The organism is Cupriavidus sp. 2TAF22, from assembly GCF_052115045.1.
Lineage (GTDB): Bacteria > Pseudomonadota > Gammaproteobacteria > Burkholderiales > Burkholderiaceae > Cupriavidus.
Map to the genome: position 1 here is coordinate 15,643 of NZ_JBFRFX010000012.1, position 23,450 is coordinate 39,092.

Genomic DNA, 23,450 nt, shown 5'->3' on the forward strand with positions numbered 1-23,450 from the left:
CGTCAGAATGAAGGACTTGTTGTGGAATTCTTCGTCATTTCCCTCCTGAACGGCATCAGCTACGGGCTGTTGCTCTTCATGCTCTCTTCCGGGCTTACGCTGATCTTCAGCATGATGGGTGTGCTGAACTTCGCGCATGCCAGTTTCTACATGCTGGGCGCGTATTTTGCCTATACCATCGCCAGCAAGATCGGCTTCTGGCCGGCGCTGATCTTCGCGCCGCTGCTGGTGGCAGGTGCCGGCGCGCTGGTCGAGCGTTTCGGCCTGCGCACCGTGCACAAGTACGGCCACGTGGCGGAACTGCTGTTTACCTTCGGCCTGGCCTACCTGATCGAGGAAGGCGTCAAGCTGGTGTGGGGCCTGGCCGCCGTGCCTTACCGCATCCCGGCCGAGCTCGATGGCCCGCTGTTCACGGTCTTCACCTCGTCCTTCCCCAAATACCGTGCATTCATGATGCTGGTGTCGCTGGCCATGCTGGTGGCGATCTACCTGGTGCTCACCCGCACGCGCATCGGGCTGGTGATCCAGGCCGCGCTCACGCATCCGGAGATGGTCGAGGCGCTCGGCCACAACGTGCCGCGCGTGTTCATGATGGTGTTCGGCGGCGGCGCCGCGCTGGCCGGGCTGGCCGGCGTGATCGGCGGCAATGCCTTCGTCACCGAGCCATCGATGGCGGCCGCGGTGGGGTCGATCGTGTTCGTGGTGGCGGTGGTGGGCGGCATGGGATCACTGGTGGGCGCGTTTATCGCCTCGCTGCTGATCGGCGTGCTGCAGACCTTCGCCGTCACGCTGGATGCCTCGGTGGCTGGCCTGCTGGGCACGATCGGATTGCAGGTGACCGACAGCACGCCGCTGTCCTCGTTGTGGAAGCTCACGGTGGCGCAGGTCGCCCCGGTGCTGCCATATTTGCTGCTGGTGGTGATGCTGATCTTCCGCCCGCGTGGTCTGATGGGTACCCGGGAGGGCTGACAGCATGGAGACGACAATGCAACAACGCCGCGAGGCGGTCGTGACCGGCCGCACCATGCGCTACCGCCCGCTGAACCTGGCGCGCTGGCTGATCTGGGGCAGCACCGCGCTCCTGATGCTGGTGCTGCCGCTGTTCTTCACGGGCGGGTTCGCCATCACGCTGATGTCGCAGATGGGCATCATGATCATTTTCGCGCTGTCCTACAACATGCTGCTTGGCCAGACGGGCATGCTGTCGTTCGGCCACGCGGTCTATGCGGGCCTGGGCGCGTTCATCGCCATCCACGTGCTCAATATGGTGGGCGCGGGCAAGGTGTGGCTGCCCGTGTCGCTGCTGCCGGTGGTGGGCGGCCTGGCCGGCGCCTTCTTCGGCGTGCTGTTCGGCTACGTCACCACCAAGAAATCCGGCACCACCTTCGCCATGATCACCATGGGCATCGGCGAGATGGTGTTCGCCAGCTCGCTCATGTTCCCGGATTTCTTCGGCGGCGAGGGCGGCATTTCCACCAACCGCGTGGTGGGCGAATCGGTGCTCGGCATCACCTTCGGCGCGGGCCGGCAGGTGTATTACCTGATCGCGGTGTGGTGCCTGCTGTCGATGGCGGCCATGTACGCGTGGACGCAGACGCCGCTGGGCCGCATCGCCAACGCCGTGCGCGACAATCCGGAGCGCGTGGAATTCATCGGCTACAACACCCAGCGCGTGCGCTACCTGGTGCTGATCCTGTCGGCCTTCTTCGCAGGCATCTCCGGTGCGCTGTCCGCCATCAACTTCGAGATCGTCTCGGCCGAGAACGTCAGCGCGGTGCGCTCCGGCGGCGTGCTGCTGGCGGCCTTCATCGGCGGCGCCGGCGTGTTCTTCGGCCCGGTGATCGGCGCCGTGGTGTTCATCCTGTTCGCGGTGGCGCTGTCGGACCTGACCAAGGCGTGGCTGCTGTACCTGGGCCTGTTCTTCGTGCTGATGGTCATGTTCGTGCCGGGCGGCATCGCCAGCCTGCTGATGATGCAGGTGCCGCTGCTGGCGCGCGGCAAGCTGCGCGCCATGCTGCCCGACTACGGCCGCGCCGCGGGTGCCGGGCTGGTGCTGCTGGCCGCGGTGATCCTCACCGTGGAGCTGGTCTACAAGGTGCAGGTGGACAGTGCCAACGGCACCGCCATGTCGCTGTTCGGCATCGGTTTCGACGCCGGCACCGCGGTGCCCTGGCTGGTGGCGGCCGCGCTGTGGGTGGGCGGGCTGCTGGCCTGCCGTGCGGCGCGCGCACGCGTGCGCGCCACCTGGGACAAGGTACAGGCCGAAATGGCAGCAGCAGGAGGCAAGGCATGAGCGCGGCACTGGAACTGAACGATGTACGCAAGAAATTCGGCCAGACCGAAATCATCCGGGGCGTCAACCTGACCATCCCCAAGGGCGAGCGCCACGCACTGATCGGCCCCAACGGCGCCGGCAAGTCGACCACCTTCAACCTGATCTCCGGCCGCTTCGCGCCCAGCTCGGGCACGGTCAAGCTCAACGGGCAGGAGATCGGCGGCCTGCAGCCCTTCGTGATCAACCGCATGGGGCTGTCGCGCAGCTTCCAGATCACCAATATCTTTCACCGGCTCTCGGTATTCGAGAACCTGCGCTGCGCCGTGTTGTGGTCGCTCGGCTACAAGTACTCGTTCTGGCACCGCCTGTCCGAGCTGCGCGACGCGCGCGAGCGCGCCGAGGAAGTACTGGAACTGATCGGCCTGCACCATCGCCGCAATACCCAGGCCAGCCTGCTCACATATGCCGAGCAGCGCGCGCTGGAGATCGGCATCACCATTGCCGGCGGCGCCGAAGTCATCCTGCTCGACGAGCCCACCGCCGGCATGAGCCGCTCCGAGTCCGACCATGCAGTCGAACTGATCCGTCGCGTCACGGTGGGCAAGACCCTGGTGATGGTCGAGCACGACATGAGCGTGGTGTTCGGCCTGGCCGACCGGATCTCCGTGCTGGTCTACGGCGAGGTGATCGCCACCGACACGCCGGAGGCTATCCGCGCCAACCGCAAGGTCAAGGAAGCCTACCTCGGCACCACCCTCGACGAACCCGCCACCGAAGGAGCGCACTGATGGGCAAGCGCATGCTGGACGTGCAAGGCCTGCACGCCTACTACGGCAAGAGCCACATCCTCCACGGCGTGGACGCCCATATCGACGAAGGCGAGATCGTCGCGCTGCTCGGGCGCAACGGCGTGGGGCGCTCCACCATGGCCAAGGCCATCCTCGGCATGGTCAAGGCCGAAGGCTCGGTGCGCTTTCGCGACGAAGAGATCCTCGGCCGCCGCACCTTCGAGATCGCCCACCTGGGCGTGGGCTACGTGCCCGAGAACCGCGACATCTTCCCCACGCTCACGGTGCGCCAGAACCTGCTGCTCGGCGAAAAGCGCAATCCGCGCCAGGCCAAGCCGCGCTGGACGGTGCAGGACATGTACAACATGTTCCCGCGCCTGAAGGAGCGCGAGAACACCGCCGCCGGCGTGCTCTCCGGGGGCGAGCAGCAGATGCTCACGCTGTGCCGCACCCTGATGGGCGACCCCGATCTCGTGCTGATCGACGAGCCCACCGAAGGCCTGGCGCCGATGATCGTCACGCTGGTCGGCGATTACCTCAAGACGCTCAAGGAGCGCGGCGTGTCCGTGCTGCTGATCGAGCAGAAGCTGGCCATCGCGCTGGACATCTCGCAGCGGGTCTACGTGATGGGGCACGGGCACATCGTGTTCGAGGGCACGCCGCTGGACCTGAAGGCGAACGCGGCCATCCGGAAGGAGTGGCTGGAGGTGTAGGAAAGCACTGCCGCACTTTCTGATGGCGTAGACGTTGGTACCGGGTCCCCCCACTTTGTTGGGGGGATTTGCATTTGGTGAGGCGCGCTCGCAGTTGCCGATTCTTTCGGTGTCACACATTATTCCATGTCGGGATAGATATCGGAGGAGGCGCAGCAAGCGAGGAATTTAGACAACTTGTCGGCGGATTCTTTACATCCGTTTACGGATAGATAGGCTATATCGAATGCCGGCAGTAGCAGCCCTCGTTCTTGCTGTTTCTTTCTATTAGCTGACTTATTTCTGTCTCACACCTACATATTTCAGCCATAAGTCTGTGGCCGTTTGCTGCCAGTCTCTTGCTGGCATGTCGTGCAACATTCGCACAAGCAATACCGGGCCCGGCCTTGACCACCGCCACTGAACAGGAACAGCGAACCCGCCAGCAGCAGGAGGCCCGCGAGCGCGCCGGCATTGTCAATGCTCCCGCCGTTCGCGCCGAAGTTGTCGCCCACGCCGAGTTTCCGGCCCTGCCGAAGGAAGACCCATGCTTCCGTATCAGCCGCTTCGTCCTGGGTGTTCCCAGGGACTTGCCGGCCGCGTTGCAGGCACGCGGTGCGTCGGCCCTGCCGATGGATCCCTTTGCCTTCGCACAACGGTGGCTCGACCACTACCAGGACGAATGCATCGGCAAGCAGGGTGTCGAGACGCTGGTGAAGGGTCTTTCCCAGACGATCCTGTCGAAGGGGTACGTCACTACGCGCGTGCTGGTGCCCGAGCAGGACATGGCGTCGGGCACGCTGACGCACCAGCGTTTTAGCTAACAAGCGTAAAGCGAATCCCCGTTGCGCCCTGCGCCATCAAAAGGTCCCGAATTCGCTCTGAGCATACGAGCCCAACCAACCAGCCTTTGGTTCGGAAGAGCCCGTGCCCTGCAGCCCTTGCAGGATCGATCCGCAAAATGTCGATGCGATAGTCGCCAATCTTGTCCGGGCGCCCATCATCCTCGGTCCAACGCGGAAACATGGAAAAACCCGTCCTCGTCTCGTCCACGCAATCAACAATGTCCAGCACGTTGAGGATTTCGTATGGCTCGCCGACGCCTTCTATCTCCACAGGCACCGCTTGCACAGTACCCTCAGGCAGGGCTGCCAATAGCGTATCCATCAATGTCTTTTTGACAAAATAGTCGCCGAGCCCACTGAGCGAAAAGGACACCGCATGCCCTGGATGGTAAATTCTGCTTCGGAGCGGGATTTTCGTGTCCCATGGCTTACCAAGGCCAAATCCGCCCGCAACCACCTCTTGCCCGGTATTATCAACAGGCTGCTCCAGATGCCACTGATCTGGGAAATTGAAATCAAGGCCGATCTTATAGAAATTCATCTCGTCCCTCATTTCTTGGTCACCAGGTTATTCAAGTTCGTGCCCGGTGTAGCTATTTCTGTCTTAATTTTTTCCAGTGCTGAGCTCAGAGCCTGTTGATACTCTGAGGTATTCCTCGGAATACCTCGCACTGCACTGTCCAATTCTCATACGCGGCTTCATGGGGGTCCCTTATGGCCCTCCACAAACACCTTGTTGGCCTGATCTTGTGATCGGCAGCGGCGGCCCCGCCGATGGCGTGCTGGTGATCGTACCGTACAGGGTCACGCTCGCCAATGGCGCCGCTTACCAGGGGATTGCCTCGTTCAGTTGCCGCGACTGACCGACTGACCTGCCATCCGGCGGGGCACGAAAAAGGCGCTTCGTCCCGCGCAGGGACCGAAGCGCCTTGTCATTTCCTGCGAACCTGCCGTCCTACTTCGCTTTCAGGAACTCCCCCACCTCCAGCAGCACCAGTTCGTTGTCGTCCGCCTTGTTCGGCTCGCGGCTGCTCGAGAAGGGCAGGTTGTTGTCGTTGCCCACCACGATGTGAGTGGGATCGACCACGTCGACGTTCTCGATGGTGAAGAACGGGAACTTGAGCACGCCGTCGTTGAGCGGCTTGCGCGCCAGCTTGTCGGGGTCGGCGATATTGAGCAGGTCGATGTAGCCGATCTTGCGCACGGCGCCGCCGGCGTTGGCCTCGGTCAGTTCGACCTTGTAGATGCGCTTGAATTTGGCGATATCGGCGAAGCAGTCGTCGCGCTTCTGGCCTTCGGGGCAGGCCTTGTCGGCTGTGCCTTCGCCGTTGTCGCGCTCGATGATGAGGCCGGTGGTGGCGTCGATCATGTTGAAGTCGCCGATGGCGTTGCCGTTGGCCTCGAGCGGGTACTTCCACGATCGCCCGGTCCATTTGCCGGCGAGCGTGTCGAACTCGAGCACGCGCAGCGCTTCCTTGCCGTCGATGCGCTCGTAGTCCTTTGCCTGGGCGTTCCAGACCGGGCCTTCGAGCAGCGCGTAGAGCTTGCTGCCATCGGGCGACGCGGCCATGCCCTCGAAGCCCTTGGAGCGCTTGATCTGGAAGTCGACCGCGCCACCGGGCACGCCGGGTGTCGTCACGGCCGGGTGGTCGGGCGAGCGCACGGGCTTGCCGTCTACCAGCGTGTCGTACACGGCCAGCACCTTGCCTTGCAGGTCGGCCTTGATCAGGAACGGCCCGAACTCTTCGCCGATCCACAGCGCGCCGCCGGCGAACTGGAAGCTTTCGGTGTCGAAATCGGAGCCGGTCAGGTAGCGTTGCTTCGTGCCTTCGTGGACGATGCGGAACGGCACCTTCTTGTCGGGATCGTGCAGGAACACGGTGCCCAGGCGCTGCAGCTTGCCGCTCTTGAAGTCCACCTTGTAGTGGTTCAGGTAGAGCATGAAGTCCGGCGAATTGGCCTTGCTGCCGGCGCCGTTGTCGGTCAGTACCCAGAAGCTGCCGTCGGCCATGTGCTTGATGCCGGAGTGGCCTTGCAGCGGTTGTCCCCTGAATGGCACGGAGACACCGGTCGGGCGCCCGTTCGACTTGCCTTCCACGCTGCCGATCTTCTCCGCGCGCCCGGCCGTGGTGAACTTGCCGCTCGTCTTCAGGTCCTGCGGCGCATCCTTGGGCGCGTCGATGAAGCTCTGCGCGGGCATGACCGCGTGGCCGGCGAGCGTGGCCGGATAGGCGGGCGCGGCGGCCGTCTGCGAGACGGCGGGCAGGGACCAGGCGGCAGCGGTGATGGCGATGACTGCGGTGACGGTCGCGGACGGAAGCAGGCGCATGTAGGCGGGGTGATCTGTTCGAAAGACCACTACGATGCACGGCCATCGTGACGGGCGCATGACAGTTCGAAGGCAGTCACAAACGCCACGACGGGCGAGGGTGCGTGATGTATCTCGCGCGCAACATGGCGGGCAACAAGTCGGAAGATCTGGCCTCTCGCTTGTCCGCCCTCCGGCCTCTCAGTCTGCCTGCGCGCGGCGCGCAGGGATGTCGAACGGCATGTCCTCGTAGCGGACGACGCGCGTCTTTCTGGCCAGGCGGTACCCCAGCCACAGCAGCAGGAACACCGGCACCCCGATATAGGTCCCGAGGATTTCCACCCACCGCCCGCGCACGTCGCCGAAGGCCTGGTAGTTCTGCCCCAGCACGATGATCACGCACAGCACGGTGGCGAAGATCGGCCCGAACGGGTAGAGCGGCGAGCGGTAGGCCAGGTCCGCGGCGCTGTAGCCCTGGCGAACCAGGCCGCGGCGGAAGCGGTAGTGGCTCACCGCGATGCCCAGCCACGCGATGAAGCCGGTCATGCCGGAGGTGTTGAGCAGCCACATATAGACGGCCTTGTCGCCGAACAGCGACGTCAGGAAGCACAGCGCGCCCACCGCGGCTGTCGCCGCCAGGGCCAGGTAGGGCACGCCGCCGGCCGACAGCCGCGCCAGCGCGCGCGGGGCCCGGCCGCTGACGGCCAGTCCATAGAGGATGCGGGTAGAGGCGTACATGCTGGAGGTGCCCGACGAGAGCAGGGCGGTGAGCACCACGGCGTTCATCAGCCCGGCGGCGAAGGCCAGGCCGGCGCGGCGGAACACCAGCGCGAACGGGCTCACGCCGATGTCGGTCACGTCGTTGCGCAGCAGGCTGGGGTCGGTGTAGGGAATCAGCACGCCGATGATGAGGATGGCCAGCACGTAGAACAGCAGGATGCGCCAGAACGTCTGGCGGATCGCGCGCGGAATCGTGCGCGCCGGGTCGGCCGCTTCGCCGGCCGCCACGCCCACGGTCTCCGTGCCCTGGAACGAGAACCCGGCGATCATGGCCACGCCGAACATCGCGGGGACGCCGCCCACGAAGGGCGCGTCGCCGACGGTGAAGTTGTGCCAGCCGGCCTGCGGGCCGCCGTGCAGGATGCCGAAGATCATCAGCAGGCCGGCGCCGAGGAATACCAGCACGGTGACCACCTTGATGAGCGCGAACCAGTATTCCGCCTCGCCGAAGCCGCGCACCGAGATCGCGTTGAGGCCGAACATCAGCAGCAGGAACGCCGCGCTCCACGCCACGCCGGGCACGCCCGGGAACCAGTACTGCATCACCAGCTGCGCCGCCACCAGTTCCACCGCGATGGTCACCGCAAGGTTGAACCAATAGCTCCAGCCGAGCGCGAAGCCGAAGCCTTCCTCCACATAGAGCGCGCTGTAGGTGACGAAGGACCCGGCGACCGGCATGTGCACGGCCATCTCGCCGAGGCTGGTCATCAGGCAGTACACCATCAGGCCGATGAGCCCGTACATCAGCAGCGCGCCGCCAGGGCCGGCCTGGGCGATGGAGGCGCCAGAGGCGACGAACAGGCCGGTGCCGATGGCGCCGCCGATGGCGATCATGGTGAGGTGGCGGGCCTTGAGCTTGCGCTGGAGCGCGTCGTGCTCGATGACGGGATGGTGCGGCTGGGCGAAAGAAGACGGTAGGGAGGACATCAGGGTCGCTGGCGTGTCGGCAGGGCGGCGCCCTCGTGGGGCGGCCGCGCGCGGCAAAGGGCGGGAGTTTACCGGCTTCTCAGGGTAAATCCGAGGGGCGTGGCACAGAACGCGCCGACTGTGATTAGAGGACATCGTCATATCGGGCGGGAAGTGCCGCATAGGGCGCTGCGCCTGCCCTGCGGGGACATTCGCATGCGGCTTGGCGGGACTGGCATGCACGCCGGCGAGGCCGGCCATAAAGGCGGCGCATGACACGCCTGCCGGACCGCCAAATTGAAATTGAACGACCGTGCTATTTTGTGTATGCTTGATCCGCTCGCACCAGGGCGGGCACCGGCGCAAGGGCGCCGGCAGGCGGTTTTCCCGGTAGCCGGAGGCGGCGGCAAGGCGGACAATGGGTTCGCCGCGCATGGTCCGGCCAATGCAGAAAAACATAATTCGAGAATTCGAATCCCGAGACAACTTCTAGTACAAAGGAACCAGCATGACAGCGCAGTATCAGGTTCAGGACGGCGTCGCCGTCATCACGCTCGACAATCCCCCCGTGAATGGCCTGGGCTATAGCACCCGGCTTGGCATCGTCGAAGGCTTGACCCGTGCGCTGGACGATGCGGCCGTCAAGGCCGTCGTCGTCACCGGCGCCGGCAAGGCTTTCTCGGGCGGCGCCGACATCCGCGAATTCAACACCCCCAAGGCTACCCAGGAACCGACCCTGCATTCGGTGATCCGTGCGATCGAAGCATCGTCCAAGCCGGTCGTGGCGGCCATCCACTCCGTGGCCATGGGCGGCGGCCTGGAACTGGCGCTGGGCTGTAACTACCGCGTGGCGGCCAAGGGCGCGCAGATCGCGCTGCCGGAAGTCAAGCTGGGCCTGCTGCCCGGCGCCGGCGGCACGCAGCGCCTGCCGCGCGTGATCGGCCTGGAGGCCGCCCTGAACATGATCGTGTCGGGCACCGCCATTCCGAGCGAGAAGTTCGCCGGCACCAAGCTGTTCGACGAGATCGTCGACGGCGACGTGCTGCCCGCGGCCGTGACCTTCGCCAGGAACGTGGCGGCAGCGCCCGGCCCGTACCCGAAGGTGCGCGACCTGAAGGTCAAGCACGAGAACGCGGAAGGCTTCCTGGCCTTCGCCCGCAACACCGTGGCCGCCGTGGCCAAGAACTTCCCGGCGCCGCTGAAGTGCGTGGATGCCGTGGCGGCATCGCTCAAGCCGTTCGAGGCCGGCCTGAAGGCCGAGCGCGAAGGCTTCATGGCCCTGGTGACCACGCCGGAATCGCGCGCCCTGCGCCATGCCTTCTTCGGCGAGCGCGCGGCCAGCAAGATCCCCGACGTGTCCGGCGACACCCCGGTGCGCAAGATCGAGCGGGTTGCCGTGATCGGCGCCGGCACCATGGGTGGCGGCATCACCATGAACTTCCTGAACGCCGGCGTGCCGGTGATCATGCTGGAAACCAAGCAGGAAGCGCTGGACCGCGGCGTGGCCACGATCCGCAAGAACTACGAGAACAGCGCCAAGAAGGGCAAGCTCACGCAAGAGAAGGTCGAGCAGCGCATGGCCCTGCTGACCACCACGCTGTCCTATGACGAGATCAAGGACGCGGACATGGTGATCGAAGCCGTGTTCGAGGAAATGGGCGTCAAGGAAATCGTCTTCAAGAAGCTGGACGAAGTGATGAAGCAGGGCGCGATCCTGGCTTCCAACACCTCCACGCTGGACGTCAACAAGATCGCCTCGTTCACCAAGCGTCCGCAGGACGTGGTCGGCATGCATTTCTTCAGCCCGGCCAACGTGATGAAGCTGCTCGAAGTGGTGCGCGGCGAGAAGACCGGCAAGGACGTGCTGGCCACGGTCATGCAGATCGCCAAGAAGATCAAGAAGACCGCCGTGGTGTCGGGCGTGTGCGACGGCTTCATCGGCAACCGCATGATCGAGCAGTACAGCCGCCAGGCAGGCTACCTGCTGGACGAAGGCGCGCTGCCGGAGCAGGTCGACAAGGCCATCGAGAAGTTCGGCTTCGCCATGGGTCCGTTCCGCATGGGCGACCTGGCCGGCAATGACATCGGCTGGGCCATCCGCAAGCGCCGCGCGGTGGACAAGCCGGACATCCAGTACTCGAAGACCGCCGACCTGCTGTGCGAGCAAGGCCGCTACGGCCAGAAGACCGGCGCGGGCTGGTACGACTACAAGGCGGGCGACCGCAAGCCGTACCCGAACCAGCAGGTCAACGACATGATCGTGCAGCACTCCAAGGACCTCGGCATCACGCGCCGCAAGATCTCCGACGAGGAAATCGTCGAGCGCCTGGTGTTCGCGCTGGTCAACGAAGGCGCCAAGATCCTGGAGGAAGGCATTGCTTCCAAGGCCTCGGATATCGACATGGTCTACCTGACCGGCTACGGCTTCCCGCTGTTCCGCGGCGGCCCGATGCTGTACGCGGACCAGGTCGGGCTGTTCAACGTGGCGCAGGCGATGAACCGCTATGCGAAGGGCTATCACGGCGAAGCCTGGAAGCCGGCCGCGCTGCTGGAGAAGCTGGCGGCCGAAGGCAAGGGCTTCAACGACTAAGCCGCAGGTGAGGGCGACGCAAGGGCGAAAGCAACCATGAGCTACGGCGCGCAGGACTGCCTGCTGGTGATCGACGTGCAGAACGATTTCATGCCGGGCGGCGCGCTTGCCGTGCCGCGCGGCGACGAGATCGTGCCCGTGGTCAACCGGCTGGCGCAGGCGTTCGCGCATGTGGTGGTGACGCAGGACTGGCATCCAGCCGGACACGCGTCGTTCGCCGCCAGCCATGCCGGCACGCAGCCGTTCCAGAGCATCGCGCTGCCGTATGGCCAGCAGGTGCTGTGGCCCGTGCACTGCGTGCAGGACACGCCAGGCGCCGCGCTGCATGCGGGGCTGCACGTGCCGCATGCCCGGCTGGTGGTCCGCAAGGGCCATCACCGCGACGTGGACAGCTACTCCGCCTTCATGGAGGCGGACCGTGCCACGCGCACCGGGCTGGCGGGCTACCTGCGCGAGCAGGGCGTGCGCCGCGTGTTCTGCGTGGGCCTGGCGACCGACTACTGCGTGGCCTGGAGCGCGCTCGATGCGCGCGCCGCCGGCTTCGAAGCGGCCGTGGTCGAGGACGCATGTCGCGCCATCGACCTCGACGGTTCGCTCGAACGCGCCTGGCAGGACCTGTCCGCCGCCGGCGTGCAGCGCCTGCAGTCGGCCGACGTGCTTGCCGCCGTGCCCTCACCGCCCTCACGCTAGACAAACCGAACAACTCGCAAGAACACCTTGCGCAGACACCAAGATTCCGAGGAGCAACAAATGAACGAGGCAGTCATCGTATCCACCGCACGGACCGGCCTGGCCAAGAGCTGGAAGGGTGCTTTCAACATGACCCACGGCGCCACCCTGGGCGGCCACGCGGTCCAGCACGCCATCGCCCGCGCCAAGATCGAAGCCGGCGAAGTGGAAGACGTGCTGATGGGCTGTGCCAACCCGGAAGGCGCCACCGGCGCCAATATCGCGCGCCAGATCGCGCTGCGCGCAGGCTGCCCGGTCACCGTGCCCGGCGCCACCGTCAACCGTTTCTGCTCGTCCGGCCTGCAGACCATCGCCATGGCCGCGCAGCGCGTGATCGCCGATGAAGGCGACATCTTCGTGGCCGGCGGCGTGGAGTCCATCTCCTGCGTGCAGCAGGAAATGAACCGCCACATGATCCAGGAAAGCTGGCTGACCAAGAACAAGCCGGAAATCTACTGGAACATGCTGCAGACCGCCGAGAACGTGGCCAAGCGCTACAACATCTCGCGCGAGCGCCAGGACGAGTACGGCGTGCGCAGCCAGCAACGCGCCTTCGCCGCGCTGGAAGCCGGCAAGTTCAACGACGAGATCGTGCCGATCACGGTGCTGGCAGGCGTGGCCGACAAGGCCACCGGCCAGCTGATGACCAAGGAAGTCACGGTCTCGGCCGACGAAGGCATCCGCGGCGACACCACGCTCGAAGCCGTGGCCAAGATCCGCACCGCCATGCCCGGCGGCGTGGTCTCGGCAGGCAACGCGTCGCAGTTCTCCGACGGCGCCTCGGCTGCCGTGGTGATGAATGCGAAGGTGGCGGCGGCCAGGGGCCTGCAGCCGCTGGGCGTGTTCCGCGGCTTCGCCGTGGCCGGCTGCGAGCCTGACGAAATGGGCATCGGCCCGGTGTTCGCGGTGCCCAAGCTGCTCAAGAAGGCCGGCCTGAAGGTCGACGACATCGGCCTGTGGGAACTGAACGAAGCCTTCGCCGTGCAGGTGCTGTACTGTGCCGATACGCTGGGCATCCCGATGGACCGCCTCAACGTCAACGGTGGCGCCATCGCGGTCGGCCACCCGTACGGCGTGTCGGGCGCGCGCCTGGTCGGCCATGCGCTGATCGAAGGCAAGCGCCGCGGCGTCAAGTACGTGGTGGTGACCATGTGCATCGGCGGCGGCCAGGGCGCGGCCGGCCTGTTCGAAGTCCTCTGAGCGGCGGCACGGCACCGTGAACGATCACGCCGATCCGTTGCTCGCGCATGGCCGCGCGGTGCTGGCCAGCCAGCCGTTCTCGGTGCTGGTTGGCGCGGAGCTGGCCGTGCTGAGCGCGGAGCGTGCCGAGCTGCGCCTGCCGATCCGGCAGGACCTGCAGCAACAGCATGGCTTCCTGCACGGCGGCGTGGTCAGCTACCTGGCCGACAACGCCCTGACCTATGCGGGCGGCGCGGCCATGGCGGTGCCGGTCGTGACCTCGGAGTACAAGATCAACTACCTGCGTCCGGCGATCGGCGACCTGCTGATCGCCCGTGCCGAATGCGTCAGCCGCGGCCGCCAGCAAGCGGTGGTGCGCTGCGATGTGTTCGTGCGCAAGGACGGCGAGGAGAAGCTCTGCGCGGTCGCGCAGGGCACCATCGCACGCCTGGGCGACGGTAGCTAGCAGCAAGGGCCGGGCAGGAAAGGGCGCGCGAGCGCCTTTTTCATTCGCCGTGCCGTCAACATAGACAGAACAGAAACCGAATTCGCGGCGCGCCATGCAGCGTGCCGCCGTGGAGACAGCGACGATCCCAGCCGCCAGGCCGCCGGAACATGCGGTGCGCAGTGGCCGGATCGCGCATTCCTGATTTTCCCTTTCAGTCTGGGAGCCATTTCCTGCCATGTCGCTGATCCTTTCCCGCCGTGACCTGAATTTCATGCTGTACGAGTGGCTCAAGGTCGAGGAGCTGGCCCGCATCCCGCGCTACGCCGACCATTCCCGCGAGACCTTCGACGCCGCGCTCGATACCTGCGAGAAGATCGCCACCGACCTGTTCGCGCCGCACAACAAGAAGAACGACCAGCACGAGCCGCATTTCGATGGCGAGACCGTCACCATCATCCCCGAGGTCAAGACCGCGCTGAAGGCATTCTGCGAGGCCGGGCTGATGGCTGCCGGGCAGGACTACGAGATCGGCGGCATGCAGCTGCCGGTGGTGGTCGAGAAGGCGGGCTTTGCCTACTTCAAGGGCGCCAACGTCGGCACCAGCTCGTACCCGTTCCTGACCATCGGCAACGCCAACCTGCTGCTCACGCACGGCACGCCGGCGCAGGTGGAAACCTTCGTCAAGCCGGAGATGGAAGGGCGCTTCTTCGGCACCATGTGCCTGTCCGAGCCGCAGGCCGGCTCGTCGCTGTCGGACATCACGACGCGCGCCGACCATGAAGGCGAATCGCCGCTGGGCCAGCAATACCGCCTGCGCGGCAACAAGATGTGGATCTCGGCCGGCGAGCACGAGCTCTCCGAGAATATCGTGCACCTCGTGCTGGCCAAGATCCCCGGCCCGGACGGCAAGCTGATCCCGGGCGTGAAGGGCATTTCGCTGTTCATCGTGCCGAAGTACCTGGTCAACGCCGACGGCAGCCTGGGCGAGCACAACGACGTGGTGCTGGCCGGCCTGAACCACAAGATGGGCTACCGCGGCACCACCAACTGCCTGCTGAACTTCGGCGAGGGCATGAAGTACCAGCCGGGCGGCAAGGCCGGCGCCATCGGCTACCTGGTGGGCGAGCCGCACAAGGGCCTGGCCTGCATGTTCCACATGATGAACGAGGCGCGCATCGGCGTGGGCCTCGGCGCGGTGATGCTGGGCTATACCGGCTACCTGCACGCGGTGGACTATGCGCGCAACCGCCCGCAGGGCCGGCCCATCGGTCCCGGCGGCAAGGATCCGGCCAGCCCGCAGGTGCGGCTGGTGGAGCATGCCGACATCCGCCGCATGCTGCTGGCGCAGAAGAGCTATGTGGAAGGCGGGCTGGCGCTCAACCTGTATTGCGCGCAGCTGGTGGACCAGGAGCGTGCCGCCGAGGGCGCCGCGCATGAACGACTGGCGCTGCTGCTGGACATCCTCACCCCGATCGCCAAGAGCTGGCCGTCGCAATGGTGCCTGGAAGCCAACAACCTGGCGATCCAGGTGCACGGTGGTTATGGCTACACGCGCGAGTACAACGTCGAGCAGTTCTACCGCGACAACCGTCTCAACCCGATCCACGAAGGCACCCACGGTATCCAGGGGCTGGACCTGCTGGGCCGCAAGGTGGTGATGAAGGACGGCGCGGCATTCAAGGCGCTCGGCGAGGAAATCCAGGCCACCATCGGCCGGGCGCTGGCCAGCGGCGACGCCGCGCTCGGCAGCCACGCCCGCGCGCTCGGTGCTGCCGTCAAGCGCGTGGCGGAAGTCACGCAATTGCTGTGGGCGGCGGGGGATGCCAAGGTGACCCTGGCCAACGCCTCGGTCTACCTGGAAGCCTTCGGCCACGCGGTGGTGGCATGGATCTGGCTGGAACAGGCGCTGCTGGCGCAGGCTGCGCTCAAGGGCGCCCCGGCCGGCGACGACGAGGACTTCTATCGCGGCAAGCTGGCAGCGGCGGCATACTTCTTCCGCTGGGAGCTGCCCAAGATCGGGCCGCAGCTCGACCTGCTGGCCTCGCTGGACCGCACTACGCTCGATATGCAAGACGCCTGGTTCTGAGGATCCGGCGGCCCACACGACAACACCAGTGCGCGCCTGCCCGGGCGCGCGCAATTCCAGATCGGGAGACACCATGAACACCATCCAGCAACTGTTCGACCTCAAGGGCAAGACTGCGCTGATCACCGGCGGCTCGCGCGGGCTCGGCCTGCAGATCGCCGAGGCGCTCGGCGAGCAGGGCGCGCGCCTGGTCCTGTCGGCGCGCAAGGCCGACGAGCTGCAATCGGCCCAGGCCCACCTCAAGGCGCGCGGCATCGACGCCGAATGGATCGCCGCCGACGGCGCGCGCGATGCGGATATCGCCCGCCTTGCCGACGAGGCGCTGGCCAAGCTCGGCCATGTGGACATCCTTGTCAACAACGCCGGCGCCACCTGGGGCGCGCCTGCCGAAGATCACCCGGTAGAGGCCTGGGACAAGGTCATGAACCTCAATATCCGCGGCGTGTTCCTGCTCTCGCAGCGCATCGGCAAGCTCTCGATGATCCCGCGCCGCTATGGCCGCATCATCAACGTGGCCTCCATCGCCGGGCTGGCGGGCAACCCGCCGGGATCGATGGAAACCATCGCCTACAACACCTCCAAGGGCGCGGTGATCAACTTCACGCGCACGCTGGCCGCCGAGTGGGGCGAGCACAACATCACGGTCAACGCGCTGGCGCCGGGCTTCTTCCCCTCCAAGATGACGCAGGGTTCGCTGGACCGCATGGGCGTGGACGCCATGTGCGCCGGCGTGCCGCTGCACCGCCTGGGCGACGACGAAGACCTGAAGGGCGCCGCGCTGCTGTTCGCCAGCGCGGCCGGCAAGCACATCACGGGGCAGGTACTGGCCGTGGACGGTGGCGTGAGCGCGGTCTGAGCCATGCTTTAATTCGGTCGGAGCGGCGGGCATGCTGCTTGCGTTTGCATGCCGCCCGCAGACCGATATCGTTTCACGCATCACTAACGAACCATGACCGACACCAACGGCTTTCCCCTCAAGATTCCCTTCCTCGCCTCGCTCGGCGTGCTGTGCAACCGCATGGACAAGGAAGGCAGCGAAATCGAGCTGGCGCTCGAAGAACGGCACCAGAACAGCTGGGACATGGCCCACGGCGGCGTGCTGATGACGCTGCTCGACGTGGCGATGGCCATTGCCGGGCGCGGCGCCGACACCGAGGGCCGTGGCCTGGTGACCATCGAGATGAAGACCAGCTTCATGGCACCGGGCCGGGGCAGGCTGCGCGCGCGCGGCGTGTGCGTGCACCGCACCAGCACCATGGCGTTCTGCGAGGCGGAGATCGTCGACGAGGACGGCAAGACCGTATCGCGCGGATCGGGCACGTTCAAGTACGTCAAGCGCGTGCCGCCGCAGCGCGCGTCCGCCGGCGCATCGGACAGCGGCGCTGACGGCTGAGTCCGCATTGCCTGTGATGCCCGAACCTTCGGAGGGGTGAGCAGAGGATGTCAAGACCGGTGGGAAAAGCCGGCACGCAGCAGCTATAAAACCAAAAAAACGGAGACAAGATGCTGTTTGAACGGATCGCCGCCGCGCGGCGCCTGAGACTGACCGTACTCGCCGCGTGCGGCGCAGGAGCCCTTGCCATGTACCAGCCGGCCCAAGCCCAGAATGCCCCTGTTCCCGCGGCCGGCGCGCCGGTCGCCGCTCCGGTGGCGCAGGCCGTGCCGGTGTTCCCGGATGCCGCCGCCACCGATCCCGTCACCGCGGGCTGGATGCAGGGCTTTCCGCCGGTGCCGGACAAGGTCATCAGCTTCGCTCCCGCCAGCAATGGCTTCCCGCGCACACGCTGGAGCTTCTCGCATATTCGCGAGCTGGTGCCGACCGCGGCGGTCTGGCACGGGCGCGGTCCCGCGTCGGCCCTGCCGCGCGCCGAGCGCGACATCGGCGGCACGCCCTTCACCGATGCCGACGGCACGCGGCGCACCTTCGCCGACATGCTGGGGCTGACCTACACCGACGGCATCCTGGTGATGCACAAGGGCCGCGTCGTCTACGAGAAGTATTTCGGTGCGCTAGACGACCATACGCCGCACATCGCCATGTCGGTGACCAAGTCCTTCGTCGGCACGCTGGCGGCGATGCTGGTGGCCGACGGCAAGCTCGATCCCGCCGCGCCCGTCACGCGCTACCTGCCGGAGATGGCGGGCACCGCCTACGGCGACGCCACCGTGCGCGAGGTGATGGACATGACCGTGGGGGTGAAGTACTCGGAGAACTATGCCGACCCCAAGGCCGAGATCTGGGACTACAGCCGCGCCGGCGGCATGATGCCGCGCGAGCCGGGCTATCGCGGCCCCGGGACGTTCTATGAGTTCCTCGCCACGCTGAAGAAGGAAGGCGAGCACGACCAGGCCTTCGCCTACAAGACCGTCAATGCCGAAGTCCTGGCGTGGATCGTCAAGCGCGTGTCCGGGCAGCCGCTGGCCAGGCTGCTGTCCGAGCGGGTGTGGCAGAAGATGGGCGCCGAGAACGATGCCTACTTCATGGTCGACAGCGTCGGCAGCGAATCCGGCGGCGGCGGGCTCAACACCACGCTGCGCGACCTGGCTCGCTTCGGCGAGACCATGCGCAACAACGGCCGCTTCAACGGCCAGCAGATCATCCCGGCGCAGGTCGTGGCCGATATCCGCGGCGGCGGTGACCCGGCCAAGTTCGCCAAGGCCGGCTATGCCACCTTGCCAGGCTGGAGCTACCGCTCGATGTGGTGGGTCTCGAACGACGACCACGGCGTGTTCGAGGCGCGCGGCATCCACGGCCAGCGCATCTATGTCGATCCCAGGGCGGAACTCACCATCGTGCGCTACGCCTCGCACCCGATTGCCGCCAACGGCGCCAACGATCCTGTCACGCATCGCGCGTACCGGGCCCTGGCGCTGGCATTGATGAAGTAAGCCGTCCGGCAACTGCGTAGCGACGGTCCACCAGAACAACGAACGACAAAGGACGCGTGTCCTTGTCCATTTCACCGTAAGGAAGCCAAAATGTCGAACACCTTCAAGCGTATCGTCCTGGCCTCGCGCCCCACCGGCGCGGTCACGCCCGACAATTTCCGGCTGGAAGAAGCGCCGGTGCCCGAACTGGCCGAAGGCCAGGTCCTGGTGCGCAACCACTACCTGTCGCTCGATCCGTATATGCGCGGGCGCATGAACGACAGCAAGTCCTACGCCACGCCGCAGCCGCTGGGCGAAGTCATGATCGGCGGCACCGTGGGCGAGATCGTGGCGTCGAAGAACGCCAGGTACGCCGTGGGCGACAAGGTGGTCGGCATGCTCGGCTGGCAGGAACTCGGCGTGAGCGACGGCACCGGCATCCAGAAGGTCGATACCACCCATATCCCGCTGTCGGCCTACCTGGGTTCGGTCGGCATGCCGGGCGTGACGGCCTGGTATGGCCTGAACAAGATCATCGCGCCCAAGGCTGGCCAGACCGTGGCGGTCAGCGCCGCGTCCGGCGCGGTCGGCAGCGTGGTGGGCCAGCTCGCCAAGCTCAAGGGCTGCCGCGTGGTGGGCTTCGCCGGCGGCAAGGACAAGTGCGACTACGTGGTGAATGAACTGGGCTTCGATGCCTGCATCGACTACAAAGCCGCCAAGGACAGCAAGGAGCTGTACACCATGTTCAAGGAAGCCACGCCGGATGGCGTGGACGGCTACTTCGAGAACGTGGGCGGCGAGATCCTCGACACCGTGCTGGCCCGCATGAACGCCTTCGGCCGCATCGCGGTCTGCGGCATGATCGCCGGCTACGACGGCCAGCCGATGCCGCTGAAGAACCCGCAGCTGATCCTGGTATCGCGCCTGACCGTGGAAGGCTTTATCGTGTCCGAGCACATGGACGTGTGGCCGCAGGCATTGCAGGAACTGGGCGCCGCCGTGGCGCAGGGCAAGCTCAAGTTCCGTGAAAGCGTGGCGCAGGGGCTGGCCAGCGCGCCCGAGGCCTTCATGGGCCTGCTCAAGGGCAAGAATTTCGGCAAGCAGCTGGTCAAGCTGGTGTAAGCCGGCAAGGTGCCTTCGGCCGTCCCGGGCATGGCCCGGTCCGGCCGCCAAACAAAAAAAGGAGACTCCCCATGAATGCCCCGGCAGAAAACACCATGCCGCAAGACAACCCGGACGACATGGCCGCCGGCCTGTCCGAAGAGGTCAAGGCCAAGTACCGTGTGCTCCCGCGCCCGCCGAAGTTCGACACCCCGGCCGAGGAACGCCTGCACCGCAAGCAGCGGCTGGCGGCGGCATTCCGCCTGTTCTCGAAGTTCGGCTTCGACGAAGGCGTCGCGGGCCATATCACCGCGCGCGACCCCGAGTTCACCGACACCTTCTGGGTCAATCCCTTCGGCGTGCATTTCAGCCAGGTCAAGGTGTCCAACCTGATCCGCTGCGATCACCACGGCAATGTGGTGGAGGGCGACTACCCGGTCAATGCCGCGGCCTTCGCCATCCATTCGCGCGTGCACCAGACCCGCGAGGACGCCGTGGCCGCCGCGCATTCGCACAGCACGCACGGCCGCGCCTGGTCCACGCTGGGGCGCCCGCTCGATCCGCTGACCCAGGACGTGTGCGCCTTCTATGGCGACCACGCGGTCTACGACGAATTCGGCGGCGTGGTGGTGGAGCTGGACGAAGGCCAGCGCATCGCCAATGCGCTCGGCGCCAACAAGGCGGCCATCCTGCAGAACCACGGCCTGCTGACCGTGGGCAAGACGGTGGACGAGGCCGCGTGGTGGTTCATCACCATGGAACGCTCGTGCCAGGTGCAGTTGCTGGCCGAAGCCGCCGCCGCGCGCACCAATGCGCCGCTGAAGATGATCTCGGACGCCGCGGCGCGCCAGGCGTATTCGATCGTCGGCACGGCGCAGGCTGGCTGGTTCCAGTTCCAGCCGCTGTACGCCCGCATCGTGAAGGAACAGCCCGACCTGCTGGACTGAGACCATGGCCGCCCTCGCATCCTTCACGGGAAAGGTGGTGCTGATTACCGGCGCCTCGGACGGCATCGGCGCGGAGCTGGCCATGCTGCTGGCGCGGCAGGGCGCGCGGCTGGCCCTGGCGGCACGCCGCGTGGACATGCTCGACGCCCTGGCCGAGCGCATCCGCCGCCAGTGCCCGGCCGCCGAGGCGGCGGTCTGGCGCGTCGATGTGTCGGACGAAGCGGCCGCCGGCACCTGGTGGCCGACGTGGTCGGGCATTTCGGCGGGCTGGACGTGCTGGTCAACAATGCCGGCGTGTCCGCCCATGGGTATTTCGAGCAGGTGTCGGATTTCGGGTACTACGAGCAGGTCATGCGCGTGAACTACTTCGGTGCCATGTGGTGCACGCGCGAGGCGCTGCCGCACCTGCGCGCGCGCGGTGGCTTGATGGTGGCGGTGTCCAGTCTCGCCGGCAAGATCGGCGTGCCGGGCCGCACCGCGTATTCGGCCAGCAAGTTCGCGCTGGCCGGCTTCTGCGAGGCGCTGCGCGCGGAACTGCGCGGCACCGGCGTGGACGTATGCGTGGTCTTCCCCGGCGTGGTGGCGACCGACACGCGCATCAACGGCTTCGGCCCCGATGGGCGCGCGCTCGGCGAAAGCCGCCTGCGCGAGGACGGCGCCATGAGCGCGCAGGAGTGCGCGCACCAGATGCTGCGCGCCATGGCCGCGCGCAAGCGCGAACTGGTGATGACCGCCAAGGGCCGCTTCGGCCTCTGGCTGCGCCTGCTCGCGCCGGCGCTGGTGGAAAACATGGCGCTCAAGGCGCTGAAGCAGGCAGGGCGCTGACGGGCAACCGCCGGCGCCCTTGCGCGCAGGCAATCACAGGCAACCACGGCAAGACAAACACGGGGCGATCACCGACAACATGGCAGACTTCATCCTCCACCAGTACGCAACCTCGCCGTTCTCCGAAAAAGTACGCCTGCTGATGGGTGCCAAGGGCCTGGACTGGCAGGCGGTGGAAATCCCGCCGATCCTGCCCAAGCCCGATGTGGTGGCGCTCACCGGCGGTTACCGCCGCACGCCGATCCTGCAGGTCGGCGCCGACATCTATTGCGACTCCGCGCTGATCTGCGAGGTGATCGACGCCGCGGCGCCGGCGCCGGCGCCGGCGCTCTATCCCGCCGGGCAGGCGGCCGCGGCGCGCATCGCCGCGCACTGGCTCGACACGGCGCTGTTTACCGTCGCCGTCACCTACCTGTTCCAGCCGGCCGGCGCGCAAAGCATGCTTGGCCATCTCACGCCCGCGCAGATCCAGGCATTCACGGCGGACCGCAAGGCCATGCGCGGCGACGGCAACGGCCTGCGCATGCCGCTGTCCGAGGCCATCGCGCTGCTGCACGAGACCTTCGGCCGCCTCGAGCAGCAGTTCAAGGCAGGCGTGGCCCACGTGGCGGGGCCGGCGCTGTCGGTGGCGGACTTCTCGCTCTACCACAACGTCTGGTTTATCCGCCGCGCCAGCGAGCTGGCCAGGCTGCTCGACGCGTATCCGGCCGTGCAGGCCTGGTATGCCCGCATGCAGGCCTTCGGCCACGGCAAGGTGCGCGTGATCGACAGCGGCGCGGCGCTGGACGTGGCGCAGCATGCCGATCCCGTGGCGCAGCCCGGCAGCGTGTCCGCGGGCTCAGGCTTCGAGGCCGGCGAAGCGGTCACCGTGACACCGACCGACTACGCGCGCGATCCCGTGGCGGGCGTGCTGGTGGCGCTGGACGCGCAGCGTGCCGTGCTGCGGCGCCAGGACCCGCGCGCCGGCGCGGTCAACGTGCATTTCCCGCGGCAGGGTTACGAAGTCAGGCGGGCCGGCTAAGGCCGGCGGCGCACAGGGAAGGCATCGCAGCAATGCCAATACGACAACGTATCAACGAGAGGCAGACAACATGAAGCAATTCCAGGGCAAAGTGGCAGTGATCACTGGCGGCGCATCCGGTTTCGGCAAGGAGTTCGCCAGGATCGGTGCCGGGCTCGGCATGAAGCTGGTGCTGGCCGATGTGCAGGAGGACGTGCTGGACGCCACGGTCGCCGAGTTCAAGGCCCAGGGCGTGCAGGTGATCGGCGTGCGCGTGGATGTGTCGAAGGCCGAACAGGTGCAGGCGCTGGCCGATGCCGCGATGACCGCCTTCGGACAGGTCAACCTGCTGTTCAACAACGCGGGCGTGGGCGCGGGCGGCCTGATGTGGGAAAACTCCGAGCGCGACTGGGAGTGGGTGCTGGGCGTCAATCTCTATGGCGTCATCCACGGCGTGCGCATCTTCACGCCGCTGATGCTGGCCGCGGCAGAGAAGGATCCTTCGTTCGAAGGCCATATCGTCAATACCGCCTCGATGGCCGGGCTGCTCAGCCCGCCGGCGATGGGCGTGTACAACGTGTCCAAGCACGCGGTCGTCTCGTTGTCGGAATCGCTGTACCAGGACCTGAGCCTGGTCAGCGAGCAGGTCCATTGCTCGGTGCTGTGCCCGTATTTCGTGCCGACCGGCATCACCAAGTCGGGCCGCAACCGCCCGGCGGACCTGGCCAACGAGGGCCCGCTCACGCGCTCGCAGCTGGTCTCGCAGGCCATGTCGGACAAGGCGGTCAGCTCGGGCAAGGTGACGGCTGCGGAAGTGGCGCAGATCACCTTCGACGCGATCCGCGACAATGGCTTCTATATCTACTCGCATCCGCAGCAACTGGCTCCCGTGCAGCAGCGTTTCGAAGATATCATCAACCAGCGCAACCCCAGCGACCCGTTCAGCGACAAGCCAGAGGTGCGCGCGGGGCTGGTGGCGGCGCTGCGCGGGTAACCGGGGCGGCAACGCAGCGAGGCTATCCTTTGGAGCGCCGGCGGCGGGCATCCGCTTCCGGCGCGGCAGTCACAGACAATCGTCCATCG

General features: G+C 66.4%; 19 protein-coding genes and 2 pseudogenes. 18 read left to right on the forward strand and 3 right to left on the reverse strand.

Features of this window, described 5'->3' with window-relative positions; genetic code table 11:
• The first annotated feature begins 21 nt into the window (after window positions 1–21).
• The 5 genes and pseudogenes from AB4Z48_RS15710 to AB4Z48_RS15730 all read left to right on the forward strand — a co-directional run.
• Complete coding sequence (locus AB4Z48_RS15710) at window positions 22–969, forward strand: branched-chain amino acid ABC transporter permease (protein WP_441615469.1); 948 nt, start codon at window positions 22–24, stop codon at window positions 967–969.
• A gap of 4 nt (window positions 970–973) precedes the next feature.
• Window positions 974–2,293 (forward strand): branched-chain amino acid ABC transporter permease, encoded by a 1,320-nt coding sequence (locus AB4Z48_RS15715; RefSeq protein WP_441615471.1) that lies wholly within the window; start codon window positions 974–976, stop codon window positions 2,291–2,293.
• Window positions 2,290–3,063 (forward strand): ABC transporter ATP-binding protein, encoded by a 774-nt coding sequence (locus AB4Z48_RS15720; RefSeq protein WP_441615473.1) that lies wholly within the window; start codon window positions 2,290–2,292, stop codon window positions 3,061–3,063. The genes AB4Z48_RS15715 and AB4Z48_RS15720 overlap by 4 nt, the downstream gene beginning before the upstream one ends.
• Window positions 3,063–3,776, forward strand: a complete 714-nt coding sequence (locus AB4Z48_RS15725; RefSeq protein WP_441615475.1) for an ABC transporter ATP-binding protein — start codon at window positions 3,063–3,065, stop codon at window positions 3,774–3,776. Before AB4Z48_RS15720 ends, AB4Z48_RS15725 begins: the two co-directional genes overlap by 1 nt.
• Before the next feature lie 308 nt (window positions 3,777–4,084).
• Window positions 4,085–4,558, forward strand: a pseudogene (locus tag AB4Z48_RS15730) (POTRA domain-containing protein); the annotation flags it as partial.
• A gap of 13 nt (window positions 4,559–4,571) precedes the next feature.
• Here AB4Z48_RS15730 and AB4Z48_RS15735 read toward each other — a convergent pair.
• The 3 genes from AB4Z48_RS15735 to AB4Z48_RS15745 form a co-directional block, all read right to left on the reverse strand.
• Complete coding sequence (locus tag AB4Z48_RS15735) at window positions 4,572–5,141, reverse strand: imm11 family protein (RefSeq protein ID WP_441615477.1); 570 nt, start codon at window positions 5,139–5,141, stop codon at window positions 4,572–4,574.
• A 414-nt stretch (window positions 5,142–5,555) separates the two neighbouring features.
• The gene (locus AB4Z48_RS15740; protein ID WP_441615479.1) at window positions 5,556–6,929 is read right to left on the reverse strand and encodes an esterase-like activity of phytase family protein; all 1,374 of its coding nucleotides are present in this window, start codon (window positions 6,927–6,929) and stop codon (window positions 5,556–5,558) included.
• A gap of 180 nt (window positions 6,930–7,109) precedes the next feature.
• Window positions 7,110–8,615 (reverse strand): amino acid permease, encoded by a 1,506-nt coding sequence (locus tag AB4Z48_RS15745; RefSeq protein ID WP_441615481.1) that lies wholly within the window; start codon window positions 8,613–8,615, stop codon window positions 7,110–7,112.
• A gap of 487 nt (window positions 8,616–9,102) precedes the next feature.
• Between AB4Z48_RS15745 and AB4Z48_RS15750 the strand changes: the two genes are divergently transcribed.
• From AB4Z48_RS15750 to AB4Z48_RS15810, 13 genes and pseudogenes are all read left to right on the forward strand, one after another.
• On the forward strand, window positions 9,103–11,184 hold the full coding sequence (locus AB4Z48_RS15750) for a 3-hydroxyacyl-CoA dehydrogenase NAD-binding domain-containing protein (protein ID WP_441615483.1): 2,082 nt from the start codon (window positions 9,103–9,105) through the stop codon (window positions 11,182–11,184).
• 36 nt (window positions 11,185–11,220) lie between these two features.
• Window positions 11,221–11,874 carry a bifunctional nicotinamidase/pyrazinamidase gene (gene pncA / locus AB4Z48_RS15755; protein WP_441615485.1) on the forward strand — a complete coding sequence of 218 codons (654 nt, stop codon included), beginning with the start codon at window positions 11,221–11,223 and terminating at the stop codon, window positions 11,872–11,874.
• Between the two features lie 60 nt (window positions 11,875–11,934).
• Entirely contained in the window at window positions 11,935–13,113 is a 1,179-nt protein-coding gene (locus AB4Z48_RS15760; protein WP_441615487.1) for an acetyl-CoA C-acyltransferase, read from the forward strand.
• 16 nt (window positions 13,114–13,129) lie between these two features.
• Complete coding sequence (locus tag AB4Z48_RS15765; RefSeq protein WP_441615489.1) at window positions 13,130–13,558, forward strand: PaaI family thioesterase; 429 nt, start codon at window positions 13,130–13,132, stop codon at window positions 13,556–13,558.
• Between the two features lie 217 nt (window positions 13,559–13,775).
• Window positions 13,776–15,626 carry an acyl-CoA dehydrogenase gene (locus AB4Z48_RS15770; protein ID WP_441615490.1) on the forward strand — a complete coding sequence of 617 codons (1,851 nt, stop codon included), beginning with the start codon at window positions 13,776–13,778 and terminating at the stop codon, window positions 15,624–15,626.
• Between the two features lie 73 nt (window positions 15,627–15,699).
• Window positions 15,700–16,482, forward strand: a complete 783-nt coding sequence (locus tag AB4Z48_RS15775) for an SDR family oxidoreductase (protein WP_441615492.1) — start codon at window positions 15,700–15,702, stop codon at window positions 16,480–16,482.
• Between the two features lie 93 nt (window positions 16,483–16,575).
• Entirely contained in the window at window positions 16,576–17,019 is a 444-nt protein-coding gene (locus tag AB4Z48_RS15780; protein ID WP_441615494.1) for a PaaI family thioesterase, read from the forward strand.
• 188 nt (window positions 17,020–17,207) lie between these two features.
• On the forward strand, window positions 17,208–18,515 hold the full coding sequence (locus AB4Z48_RS15785) for a serine hydrolase domain-containing protein (RefSeq protein WP_441615734.1): 1,308 nt from the start codon (window positions 17,208–17,210) through the stop codon (window positions 18,513–18,515).
• A gap of 90 nt (window positions 18,516–18,605) precedes the next feature.
• Window positions 18,606–19,616 carry an NADP-dependent oxidoreductase gene (locus tag AB4Z48_RS15790; protein ID WP_441615496.1) on the forward strand — a complete coding sequence of 337 codons (1,011 nt, stop codon included), beginning with the start codon at window positions 18,606–18,608 and terminating at the stop codon, window positions 19,614–19,616.
• A 71-nt stretch (window positions 19,617–19,687) separates the two neighbouring features.
• Window positions 19,688–20,542, forward strand: coding sequence for a class II aldolase/adducin family protein (locus AB4Z48_RS15795; protein WP_441615498.1), 855 nt, complete (start codon window positions 19,688–19,690; stop codon window positions 20,540–20,542).
• Between the two features lie 4 nt (window positions 20,543–20,546).
• Window positions 20,547–21,367 (forward strand): annotated as a pseudogene (locus AB4Z48_RS15800) (SDR family oxidoreductase).
• Window positions 21,368–21,446: 79 nt separating this feature from the next.
• Window positions 21,447–22,388, forward strand: a complete 942-nt coding sequence (locus AB4Z48_RS15805; protein WP_441615500.1) for a glutathione S-transferase family protein — start codon at window positions 21,447–21,449, stop codon at window positions 22,386–22,388.
• 70 nt (window positions 22,389–22,458) lie between these two features.
• Window positions 22,459–23,361, forward strand: a complete 903-nt coding sequence (locus AB4Z48_RS15810; protein WP_441615502.1) for an SDR family oxidoreductase — start codon at window positions 22,459–22,461, stop codon at window positions 23,359–23,361.
• Window positions 23,362–23,450: the final 89 nt, after the last annotated feature.